The organism is Pseudomonas sp. ACM7 (assembly GCF_004136015.1).
GTDB lineage: Bacteria > Pseudomonadota > Gammaproteobacteria > Pseudomonadales > Pseudomonadaceae > Aquipseudomonas > Aquipseudomonas frigoris.
In genome coordinates, this window is sequence record NZ_CP024866.1 from 4,869,699 (window position 1) to 4,880,512 (window position 10,814).

A 10,814-nucleotide genomic window follows, 5' to 3' on the forward strand; every position below is an offset into this window, starting at 1 on the left:
CGATCATTTCCAGGATCTGCATGTCCTTGAAGCAGCACATATTTTTTAATCCGCCCGAACGGTTGTAACTTCGTCTCAGATAGGTACAATGGCGCGGCTCGCCGTCAGGCGGGCGTCGTTATGGTGACCCCATCGGTCCCCCCGCAACGATTACCCGTGAACCTGGTCAGATCCGGAAGGAAGCAGCCACAGCGGGAACATTGTGTGCCGGGGTGTGGCTGGTGGGGTTGCCTCCATAACGCCACGTCCTCAGAGTCGAGGACTTGAGCGCGCAACATCCTCCGATACCTCTCGTTTTTAAAAACCTTATTTTTGTTCGTCTGCTGCGCTGTCCTGTAGCGGGTTTGTCATGCCTGCAGATCCTGCGCTGCCAGCGTCACCCGGCAGCACGGAAGGGCCAGAACCTTAAGGTTTTCGGCTGAACAGCTTGCGGACAAAGCCTGATATCACGACCAGCCCCACAATCAAGAACTTCTTCGCGGCCAGCAGGAAAATGCCGATCTTGGCAAATAACCCCGCCTTGGCAGCCAGACCGCCACCCACCAGTGCCGCCAGGCCATAAGACGCCAGTTTGTCGGTTCCAGGGTTGTAGTCGGTGTACAGGTTGCCCTCAGTGAAGTTGGTGAAGGCGATGACTTTGGGTAATTCCTGCTTGATCATCGGCATGTCTGCCATTGAAGCGACAGCGTTCAATTCCAGGACACCTTTGCGGCCCAGCACTCGAATGCTGTAGTTCAGCGTGCTGTCCTCGGCGTCGTCGGCTTTCAGTTCGCGGGCCCAGTACATTTTGTGGCTGGTTTCGTCGTAGTGCGGTTGCTCGGCCCAGCCCAGCAGGTGCAGGCCGGCATAGCCCTGCTTCTGCCGCTCCTTATTGTCTTCCTCATCCTCTTCCTGCATTTGTTTGAGCAGGTCGGCATAGTCGATTTTTGCCGCATCTTCGTCGGAGATATGCCCGTCATCCTTGTAGCTGACAATCACGCCCCAGCCGCTGGCAGTCAGTGGGTTCACGGCTTTTGGAATGATCATGCCCAGGGTCTTGTGGCCGGGTGGGTTGCCCCAACCGTCGGTCAGCAAGCGCTCAGTGTCATTCGGGTCCAGGTAATAAAACTCTTCATTGAGTTTCAGCGTTGCAATACCGGAGGGTAGGGTGATGGTGCCGTGCTGCTGCTTCAGGGTGGCGAGAAATTGTTCGGGCGTTTGCTGCGCCTGGGCAACTTCGGGGGATGTCGGTGGAGGGGTACTGGCCGCTTGCGCGGGCGCGTGAAGTGCGCACAGCAGCGCTGCCATGAGGATCGGGCGGAGGTGTTTCATCGTAGTCCCTTACATTTTGAATTAATTTCATACGAAGAGTATCGGATGGCCACTATCGATGCACGATCTTCAATACCGGATGGGGCGGTTTTCAGGCACCTGAATGAGCAAAAGGCAGATGTGTCGATTCGACAAATCTGCCTTTTTTATTTCTGGCACTAAGGCTTGGACAAGGCCTGGTCAACCGCTGCAATCAGCTTTCCCAGATCCTTCGGGGTGGCTTTATGTATGACACCGAACAGATACGCCCGCTGTTCATCTTCATCGCCTAAATCTGCGAAAAAGGCTTTCAGCTTCACACCCAGCACATCGGCAAACAGGAACAAGGCTTCCACGCTGGGGGTGTAGGTGCCGGTTTCGAAGCGGCTGATGGTTTTGGGGTCAAAACCGGTTTTTTCACCGAGTTCAGCCTGAGTAAGCCCAGCGACCTTGCGGTAGCGCCGAATGGCCGCACCCAAACTTGAAATTTGCATCGCTTAATTCCCATTTAGAATCAAGAACTTAACGATAGATTTTTGCATTAGACAACTGCATTATCCATCACCTTGCTTTGCAAAATGTGATGCGTTTCGTAGAATCGCTGCACAAATAAGGTATTTGGGGTCTTTAAGGTTAGTTGATCTCTGCTTTCAGGAGGCCATCAAACGCTGTTCATGGAGTGATATCGTGTTGCTGCGCATTACCTATAAAAACATCTCTTCCGGGCATCCTGCACGGGTCGAGCGGTACCACCGCTAGCCACAGCGAGCCTGACTCATGGATGAGAAATACCGCAGGGCCGTGGATGCTGCCGCGATTTTTTCCGAGACCGATCTGAGCGGCCGGATCACCCACGTCAACGATCAGTTCTGTGCTGTCTCCGGCTATAGCCGCGAAGAACTGCTCGGACAGAACCATCGTCTCCTCAACTCCGGTCTGCATTCCCCCGATTTCTTCGCGGCTATGTGGCGCACCATCGCCTTGGGCAAGGTCTGGAAAGGCGAAATTTGTAATCGCGCCAAGGATGGCAGCCTGTATTGGGTCGACAGCACCATGGTGCCGGTGCTCGATAACACCACCGGACGGGTTGACCGTTATCTTTCGATTCGTTTCGACATCAGCGAAAAACACCAATTGCTGCATTCATTGCAATGGCGGGTGGGGCATGACGTGCTGACCGGGCTGCCGAATCGCGCGTTCCTCTCGGATTTGCTGGATCAGGCGCTGGAGTTCTCCCGTCACGAAAACATCCCGCTGGCGGTGTGCATGCTCGACCTCGACGGCTTCAAAGCGGTCAACGATGGTTACGGACATGCCAGTGGCGATCTGCTGTTGATCGAGGTGGCCAAGCGTTTGCGCACTATTGTGCGCGGCGAAGATGTGGTGGCACGGTTGGCCGGTGACGAGTTTGTGCTGGTGTTGCGATACGTGCGAGATCTGCCGGAACTGCGTGCGGCGTTGAACCGGGTGCTGGGCGCCATTTCGGCGCCGTACTCGCTGCATGGCAAGGGCATCAATGTGTTTGCCAGTATCGGCGTCACACTGTTCCCCGACGACAATCAAGATGCCGAAACCTTGTTGCGTCATGCCGATCAGGCCATGTACGTGGCGAAACAACGCGGTCGCAATCGCTTTCATTTGTTCGACGTGTCCCGGGACCAGGAGGTCAAGGCCACTCACCAGACGGTCGAGCGCGTGCGCCAGGCGCTGGCTGCCGGTGAGTTGCGTGTGCATTTCCAGCCCAAGGTGAACATGCGTCGTGGCGAGGTTGTCGGCTTCGAGGCGTTGTTACGTTGGGAGCATCCGCAACACGGCATGATGCCGGCCCGGGAGTTTTTGCCGCTGGTGGAAGAAACGGACCTGATCATCGACATTGGTGAATGGGTGATGGATCAGGTCCTGTCGCAGTTGCACCATTGGCAGCAAGCGGGGCAGGGCTGGCCCGTCAGCATTAATATCGCGGCACGACATTTCCAGCGCGCGGATTTCGTCGACCGGCTCAAGCACGTGCTCGCCCGGCATGCCCAGGTGGCCCCGCAGATGCTCGATCTGGAAATCGTCGAGTCGGTGGCAATCGAGAACATTCAGCATGTCAGTGCCTGTTTACAGGCCTGTCAGGCGTTGGGGGTGCAGTTTTCACTGGGGGACTTTGGCACCGGCTATTCGTCCCTGAGCTACCTCAAGCGTTTACAAACCCAAACCATCAAGATCGACAAATCGTTCGTGCGCGACATCCTTAATGATCGGGATGATCTGGCCCTGACCATGGCCGTCATTGGCCTGGCTCGGGCCTTTGGTCGGCAGGTGATCGCCGAAGGGCTGGAAAGTATCGAGCACGGTGAATTGCTGCTGCGCCTGGGCTGCGAAGTTGCTCAAGGCTATTTCATTGCCCGGCCGATGCCGCCCGCAGAAGTGCCGGGCTGGGTCGAGGGTTTTGTAGCGCCGCCGCAATGGCAGGCGCTGGATAAGACGGCCTGACCTCGTTTGTCAGGCCAATGAAGATCAAATGTGGGAGCGGGCTTGCTCCGGGCTCGCCACCAATGTAGAGCCGGATAATGTCGTCGATTTCCCCGGACATTTTCATCCGCACCAAGGTGCGCAAAATGCGCTGCACGGGCACCTTGGGATCGTTGCGCACATAACAACCGACACTCTGCTCCTGCAAAACCGCCACGCCTTGCAGTTGCCGGCCAGGCAGCAGGCGCTGATTGAACCAGTCCAGCGTCCATTGATTGCTCACGGCGTAGTGGTAGCGTCCGGCCAGGAGTTTTTCCAGCACCTGTTCCTGGTTGCGCGCGTCTTCGCGATGCAGTCGGTCGGCGTCGAACAGCGGTTGCAGGGTCGGGTAGGTGTAGCCGAGTACCGTGCCGATGGATTGTCGCGACAAGTCCGCGGGCGTCACTGAGGTCAGCGGATCTGGCCGGCTGATCAGCATGTCGCGCTGAAACCAAAGTGGAATGCTCCAGATGTAGTCCCCGGACTGATTCGGCTGCCAGGACTGCGCCGCATAGCAGCGGATATCGACTTCGCCGTGCTCCATGGCATTTTGCACTCGCGTGCGAGGCAGCACGTGAAATTCGGCCGGCACGCCGACCTGGGTCGCGAGGCTGACCATCACGTCGTGCAGGATGCCTTGGGTGGGGTGGCCGCGGTCCAGTTGCACCATTGGCATCGCCCAACTGTCGGGCACCACGAAGCGTAGCGGCAGCTCGGCGCCAGCGACATTCAGGCTGATCAACAGCAGTGCCCCCAAGGCCAGCCGCATAAACGCTCCGGTGCTGATAAAACCCGAGCCAAAGCCCCCCAAAGACCATCTTAGCCAGATTAGACGAGCGCACCGGATGCAATTTTGGCCTTGCTCCGCTAGCATTAGCCGCTTCTGTTCCTTCGTTGCGACGGTTTTCGATGAGTTATCAGGTTCTTGCACGTAAATGGCGTCCGCGCTCGTTCCGCGAAATGGTCGGCCAGACCCATGTGCTCAAGGCTCTGATCAATGCCTTGGACAGCCAGCGGCTGCACCACGCCTATCTGTTTACCGGTACCCGCGGGGTCGGCAAGACCACCATCGCGCGGATCATCGCCAAATGCCTGAACTGTGAAACAGGTATCACTTCAACGCCTTGCGGCGAGTGCTCGGTGTGCCGCGAGATCGATGAAGGCCGCTTCGTCGACCTGATCGAGATCGACGCCGCGAGCCGGACCAAGGTCGAAGACACCCGCGAACTGCTCGACAACGTTCAGTACGCACCGAGCCGTGGGCGCTTCAAGGTCTACCTGATCGACGAAGTGCACATGCTCTCCAGCCATTCCTTCAATGCGCTGTTGAAAACCCTTGAAGAGCCGCCGCCCTACGTCAAGTTCATCCTGGCGACGACCGATCCGCAGAAACTTCCTGCAACCATTCTTTCGCGGTGCCTGCAGTTCTCTCTGAAGAACATGACGCCGGAGCGTGTGGTCGAGCATTTGACCCACGTGCTGGGTGTCGAGAACGTGCCGTTCGAAGACGACGCGCTGTGGCTGCTGGGGCGTGCTGCCGACGGTTCGATGCGCGACGCCATGAGCCTGACCGACCAGGCGATTGCCTTCGGTGAAGGCAAAGTCATGGCCGCCGACGTACGGGCGATGCTCGGCACGCTCGATCACGGTCAGGTCTACGACGTTCTGCATGCGCTGATCGAAGGCGACGCCAAGGCTTTGCTCGAAGCCGTTCGTCATCTGGCTGAACAAGGCCCGGACTGGAACGGCGTGCTCTCGGAAATTCTCAACGTGCTGCACCGTGTCGCCATCGCCCAGGCCCTGCCTGAAGGCGTCGACAACGGTCATGGCGACCGTGACCGAGTGCTGGCACTGGCTCAGGCTCTGCCAGCCGAAGACGTACAGTTTTATTACCAGATGGGCCTGATCGGCCGTCGCGACTTGCCGCTGGCGCCAGACCCGCGCGGTGGCTTCGAAATGGTCCTGCTGCGGATGCTCGCATTCCGACCGGCAGACACCACGGACGCTCCGAGGCAACCGCTAAAGCCAGTGGGGATCAGCCAAGCCACAGTTGATTCCGCAAATTCAGTGGCTGCCGCGCCCGTTGTTGCGCCGGTAGTCGCTGCGGCAGTTGCACCCGTCGCGCCTGCGCCGGTTGCGGTGGTGGTTGCTCCTGTGCAAGCGCCCGAGCCTGAGCCGGTTGCGCCCGTCGTTGCGCCAGAGCCTGTCGTTGAGGCAGTACCGGTCGAAGCCGTCGTCGATCTGCCCTGGAACGACCCGATCGAACCCGAAGTCGTTCAGCAACCCGCCGTCGAGCCGGTGCTGGAAACTGCCAGCGAACAACCCGAATTGGCGCCGATGCCGTTGCCGGCCCCCGACAGCGTGGTGCCGGACGCACCCGAGTGGGCCGCTGCGCCGATGCCGGAGCCGTCGGTGGCCGAAGTCGATGCCGCGACGCCGGGCATGGACCTGGACGATGAGCCGCCGCTGGACGAGGACTACATCGAGCCGGACATGGAATCGGCCTACAGCTACCTCGATGAACTGGCCAGCGAACACACCGCCGAGCCAGTGCCGGAAGCCGAGCCCGAGCCGGCCGCCATGCCGGCCACCGGTCTGGCGTTGCAATGGCTGGAGTTGTTCCCGAAACTGCCGATCTCCGGCATGACCGGCAGCATTGCCGCCAACTGCACGCTGATCGCCGTCGAGGGTGACCACTGGCTGATGCACCTGGACCCGGCCCACAGCGCGCTGTTCAACGCGACTCAACAGCGTCGCTTGAACGATGCGTTGAACCAGTTTCACGGGCGTACGCTGACCCTGAGCATGGAACTGATCAAGCCCGAGCAGGAAACCCCGGCCCAGGCCGCGTCCCGGCGCCGTGCGAACCGTCAGCGCGAGGCCGAAGAGTCGATCCACGGTGATCCGTTCATCCAGCAAATGATGCAGCAGTTCGGTGCGGTGGTCCGTAACGATACTATTGAACCTGTCGAGACCCTGGTCACTCAGGGCTAATAACTGAAGGTGTTCGGCCGAAAGGGCCGGACGCTGTATTTATCCAAGTACTTTTGAGGTGATTCCCATGATGAAAGGTGGCATGGCCGGCCTGATGAAGCAGGCACAGCAGATGCAGGAAAAAATGGCCAAGATGCAGGAAGAACTGGCCAACGCCGAAGTCACCGGTAAAGCCGGTGGCGATATGGTCACCGTGGTGATGACCGGTCGTCACGACGTCAAGCGCGTGACCATCGATCCAAGCCTGGCCGAAGGCTTGAGCGAAGACGACAAAGAGATGCTGGAGGCTGTGTTCGCCGCCGCCGTCAACGATGCCGTGCGCAAGATCGAAGCCAACAGCCAGGACAAAATGTCCGGCATGACCGCTGGCATGCAACTGCCACCGGGTATGAAACTGCCATTCTGATTCGCCAAAGCGCGTCGGATGGGCTACAAAAAAATGCCAGGCATCGCGCCTGGCATTTTTGTTTCTGCCAGTTGGAAATGTGCTGCCTTAAAGGCAGCCATCGCGGGCAAGCCCGCTCCCACAGGGATCACCTAAATCCTGTGGGAGCGTGGCTTGCCCGCGATGAAGTCACCTCGGTACAACTGACGAAACATCGAACGCCACACCGTCACAACGGTCTGCTCCCTATACCGCCGAATTCATCGATCAAAAGGAGAAGCTCACATGCCACAAGCATTGACCCTCAACCAACGTATCGTCCTGGCGTCCCGCCCGGTAGGCGCGCCGACGCCGGAGAATTTCCGCCTGGAGCGCGTTGCGCTGCCGGACCTGGCCGACGGTCAGGTGCTGCTCAAGACCCTTTACCTGTCACTCGATCCCTATATGCGCGGACGCATGAGCGACGCGCCGTCCTACGCCGCACCGGTTGAAATCGGCGAGGTGATGACCGGTGGCGCTGTCAGTCGGGTCGAGCGCTCGCTGAATCCGAAATTCCAAGAAGGTGATCTGGTGGTCGGTTCTACCGGTTGGCAGAGCCACAGCCTCAGCGACGGTCGCGACATCATTCCGGTGCCGTCCGGGCTGCCGAGCCCGTCAATGGCGCTGGGCGTGTTGGGTATGCCCGGCATGACCGCGTATATGGGCCTGATGGACATCGGCCAGCCCAAGGCCGGCGAAACCCTGGTGGTTGCGGCCGCATCCGGCGCCGTGGGTTCGGTGGTCGGTCAGGTCGCGAAGATCAAGGGCTTGCGCGTGGTCGGCGTGGCCGGTGGCGCGGACAAGTGCCGTTATGTGGTCGAGGAGCTGGGTTTTGATGCCTGCATCGATCACAAGAGCCCGAACTTCGCCGAAGAATTGGCCAAGGCGTGCTCCGAGGGCATCGACATCTATTACGAAAACGTCGGCGGCAAGGTGTTCGATGCCGTGCTGCCGCTGCTCAAGCCCAAGGCGCGAATTCCACTCTGCGGCCTGATCGCGTCCTACAACGCTCACGAAGCACCGACCGGCCCGGATCGTCTGCCGCAATTGCAGCGTACGCTGCTGACCAAACGCTTGCGAATCCAGGGCTTCATCGTGTTCGACGACTACGGCGATCGTCAGCCGGAATTCGTCAGCGCCATGGCGCCGTGGGTGCGCGACGGCAAAGTGAAGTTCCGCGAAGACGTGGTCGATGGCCTGGAGCAGGCACCTGAAGCGTTCATCGGTCTGCTGGAAGGACGCAATTTCGGCAAACTGGTTGTGCGGGTCGCCCAGGACTGAGTAATTGACGCTAAACAGAGGCGCGGGTATAAACCGCGTCTCGTTGTTTTGTCGGACTTTTCCCCATGAGCTTCAGCCCTTTGATTCGCCAACTGATCGACGCCCTGCGAATTTTGCCAGGTGTGGGTCAGAAAACCGCCCAGCGCATGGCGTTGCAGTTGCTCGAACGTGATCGCAGCGGCGGCTCGCGATTGGCCTTGGCGCTGAGCCAGGCCATGGAAGGGGTGGGCCATTGCCGGTTGTGCCGCACGCTGACCGAAGATGACCTCTGCCCGCAATGCGCCGATACCCGTCGCGACGACACCTTGCTCTGCGTGGTGGAAGGGCCGATGGACGTCTACGCGGTGGAGCAGACCGGTTTCCGTGGTCGCTACTTCGTGCTCAAGGGTCATCTGTCGCCACTCGATGGGCTAGGGCCGGAAGCCATCGGCATTCCGCAACTGCTGGCGCGGATCGAAGAGGCGGGCACGTTCACTGAAGTTATTCTGGCGACCAACCCGACCGTGGAAGGTGAGGCGACGGCGCATTACATTGCTCAGTTGCTCAGCAACAAAGGCCTGATCGCCTCGCGCATCGCCCACGGCGTGCCATTGGGTGGCGAGCTGGAATTGGTGGATGGCGGGACGTTGGCGCATTCGTTTGCCGGGCGTAAGCCTATTGCTCTGTAATTGTTAAAAGCAAAAGATCGCAGCCTGCGGCAGCTCCTTGGTGTACGCATGCCAATGTAGGAGCTGCCGAAGGCTGCGATCTTTTGATCTTCGAACACTCCTTTACTTGAAAACCAAGCAAGCGCTCGGTAAGTTCGCTGAACCTTCAGTGGAGTTCGCCGATGCCTGCCTTTCAGGAATACTTCGACCCCAGCCACCAATTGGTCCGCGACAGCGTCAAACGTTTCGTCGAGCGCGAGATCTTGCCGGACATCGACCAGTGGGAAGAAGCCGAAAGCTTTCCCCGCGAGCTCTACCTCAAGGCCGGCGCGGCGGGGATTCTGGGGATCGGTTATCCCGAAGCCTTGGGTGGCAGTCACGAAGGTGATCTGTTCGCCAAGGTCGCCGCCAGCGAAGAGTTGATGCGCTGTGGCTCCGGCGGTCTGGTGGCGGGGCTCGGCTCGTTGGACATCGGCCTGCCGCCGATCCTCAAGTGGGCCAGGCCTGAAGTTCGCGATCGCGTTGTGCCGCAGGTGCTCGCCGGCGACAAGATCAGCGCCCTGGCCGTGACCGAGCCCAGTGGTGGATCCGACGTCGCCAACCTGCAAACCCGCGCCGTGCGCGACGGCGAGTGCTACCGGGTCAGCGGCAGCAAAACCTTTATCACCAGTGGCGTCCGCGCGGATTTCTACACCGTCGCGGTGCGCACCGGTGCGCCGGGTTTTGGTGGCATCAGCCTGCTATTGATCGAGAAGGGCACGCCCGGTTTCACCGTAGGCCGTCAGTTGAAGAAAATGGGTTGGTGGGCGTCGGACACTGCCGAACTGTTCTTCGACGATTGCCGGGTGCCAGTAGGAAATCTGATTGGCGCCGAAAACATGGGCTTCGCCTGCATCATGGGTAACTTCCAGAGCGAGCGCCTGGCGCTGGCGCTAATGGCCAACATGACCGCGCAACTGGCGCTGGAAGAGAGCCTTAAATGGGCTCGCCAGCGTGAAGCATTTGGTAAACCCATCGGCAAGTTTCAGGTGCTCAAGCATCGCCTTGCCGAAATGGCGACGGCGCTGGAGGTGTCACGGGAATTCACCTACCGCCAGGCAGCGAAAATGGCGGCGGGGCAGAGTGTGATCAAGGAGATTTCCATGGCCAAGAATTTTGCGACTGACACGGCTGATCGGATTACTACGGATGCTGTGCAGATTCTGGGTGGCCTTGGCTACATGCGCGAGAGCCTGGTGGAGCGGCTGTATCGGGATAACCGGATCTTGTCGATCGGCGGCGGTACGCGGGAAGTGATGAACGAGATCATCAGCAAGCAGATGGGGCTTTAACAGACATTGAGATAGGTGGTGCTGCCATTCGCGAGCAAGCCCGCTTGTGTCTTGCGTAGGGATTAGGATGAGGATGAGAGCGGTGAGTGGCAAGCTGAATGCCCGGAGTGCCTGAAGCACGTGTGGGAGCTCATGCTGCCATTCACCTCTCTACTCTGGTTATTGAGCCCGGACAGTTGAACGAGCCTACCTCGAACAGTACAAGCGTGGTGCCCAGCCAGAGTGCTCTCACCTTTGAGTGTAAGAGGATTTGGTTATGTTTTCCTGCGCAGGCATCGATGTTTCCAAAGACAATCTTGAAATCCGGATCAACCCGCAAGACGTTGGCGCAAGCCACCCCAACACTGCCGG

General features: G+C 59.3%; 8 protein-coding genes, 1 other RNA gene and 1 pseudogene. 7 read left to right on the forward strand and 3 right to left on the reverse strand.

The window, feature by feature from the left end:
* The first annotated feature begins 130 nt into the window (after nucleotides 1-130).
* An RNA gene (ffs, locus tag CUN63_RS23130) (signal recognition particle sRNA small type) lies at nucleotides 131-227 on the forward strand.
* Nucleotides 228-405: 178 nt separating this feature from the next.
* Here ffs and CUN63_RS23135 read toward each other — a convergent pair.
* Both CUN63_RS23135 and CUN63_RS23140 read right to left on the reverse strand, forming a co-directional pair.
* Nucleotides 406-1,311: a DUF2167 domain-containing protein gene (locus CUN63_RS23135; protein ID WP_129442851.1), complete on the reverse strand. Its 906-nt coding sequence runs from the start codon at nucleotides 1,309-1,311 to the stop codon at nucleotides 406-408.
* A 158-nt stretch (nucleotides 1,312-1,469) separates the two neighbouring features.
* Complete coding sequence (locus tag CUN63_RS23140) at nucleotides 1,470-1,784, reverse strand: helix-turn-helix domain-containing protein (RefSeq protein WP_008146799.1); 315 nt, start codon at nucleotides 1,782-1,784, stop codon at nucleotides 1,470-1,472.
* 283 nt (nucleotides 1,785-2,067) lie between these two features.
* Between CUN63_RS23140 and CUN63_RS23145 the strand changes: the two genes are divergently transcribed.
* Nucleotides 2,068-3,768: a bifunctional diguanylate cyclase/phosphodiesterase gene (locus tag CUN63_RS23145; protein WP_129442853.1), complete on the forward strand. Its 1,701-nt coding sequence runs from the start codon at nucleotides 2,068-2,070 to the stop codon at nucleotides 3,766-3,768.
* 58 nt (nucleotides 3,769-3,826) lie between these two features.
* Here CUN63_RS23145 and CUN63_RS23150 read toward each other — a convergent pair.
* Nucleotides 3,827-4,555: pseudogene (locus tag CUN63_RS23150) on the reverse strand (substrate-binding periplasmic protein); the annotation flags it as partial.
* Nucleotides 4,556-4,695: 140 nt separating this feature from the next.
* Here CUN63_RS23150 and dnaX point away from each other — a divergent pair.
* The 5 genes from dnaX (at nucleotide 4,696) to CUN63_RS23175 (ending at nucleotide 10,463) form a co-directional block, all read left to right on the forward strand.
* Nucleotides 4,696-6,780, forward strand: a complete 2,085-nt coding sequence (gene dnaX / locus CUN63_RS23155; RefSeq protein WP_129442855.1) for a DNA polymerase III subunit gamma/tau — start codon at nucleotides 4,696-4,698, stop codon at nucleotides 6,778-6,780.
* 67 nt (nucleotides 6,781-6,847) lie between these two features.
* Nucleotides 6,848-7,186: a YbaB/EbfC family nucleoid-associated protein gene (locus CUN63_RS23160; protein ID WP_129442857.1), complete on the forward strand. Its 339-nt coding sequence runs from the start codon at nucleotides 6,848-6,850 to the stop codon at nucleotides 7,184-7,186.
* Nucleotides 7,187-7,450: 264 nt separating this feature from the next.
* A complete protein-coding gene (locus CUN63_RS23165; RefSeq protein ID WP_129442858.1) occupies nucleotides 7,451-8,485 on the forward strand; it encodes an NADP-dependent oxidoreductase in 1,035 nt (344 codons plus the stop codon).
* 65 nt (nucleotides 8,486-8,550) lie between these two features.
* Nucleotides 8,551-9,153, forward strand: coding sequence for a recombination mediator RecR (gene recR / locus CUN63_RS23170; protein WP_033055661.1), 603 nt, complete (start codon nucleotides 8,551-8,553; stop codon nucleotides 9,151-9,153).
* Nucleotides 9,154-9,314: 161 nt separating this feature from the next.
* Nucleotides 9,315-10,463, forward strand: a complete 1,149-nt coding sequence (locus CUN63_RS23175) for an acyl-CoA dehydrogenase family protein (protein WP_129442860.1) — start codon at nucleotides 9,315-9,317, stop codon at nucleotides 10,461-10,463.
* Nucleotides 10,464-10,814 lie beyond the last annotated feature (351 nt).

Bases quoted from the DNA above. Each gene is read 5' to 3' on its own strand.
- CUN63_RS23160 (WP_129442857.1), top strand. From the start codon at position 6,848: ATGATGAAAGGTGGCATGGCCGGCCTGATGAAGCAGGCACAGCAGATG.
- CUN63_RS23135 (WP_129442851.1), bottom strand. From the start codon at position 1,311: ATGAAACACCTCCGCCCGATCCTCATGGCAGCGCTGCTGTGCGCACTT.
- CUN63_RS23140 (WP_008146799.1), bottom strand. From the start codon at position 1,784: ATGCAAATTTCAAGTTTGGGTGCGGCCATTCGGCGCTACCGCAAGGTC.
- recR (WP_033055661.1), top strand. From the start codon at position 8,551: ATGAGCTTCAGCCCTTTGATTCGCCAACTGATCGACGCCCTGCGAATT.
- CUN63_RS23175 (WP_129442860.1), top strand. From the start codon at position 9,315: ATGCCTGCCTTTCAGGAATACTTCGACCCCAGCCACCAATTGGTCCGC.
- CUN63_RS23145 (WP_129442853.1), top strand. From the start codon at position 2,068: ATGGATGAGAAATACCGCAGGGCCGTGGATGCTGCCGCGATTTTTTCC.
- dnaX (WP_129442855.1), top strand. From the start codon at position 4,696: ATGAGTTATCAGGTTCTTGCACGTAAATGGCGTCCGCGCTCGTTCCGC.
- CUN63_RS23165 (WP_129442858.1), top strand. From the start codon at position 7,451: ATGCCACAAGCATTGACCCTCAACCAACGTATCGTCCTGGCGTCCCGC.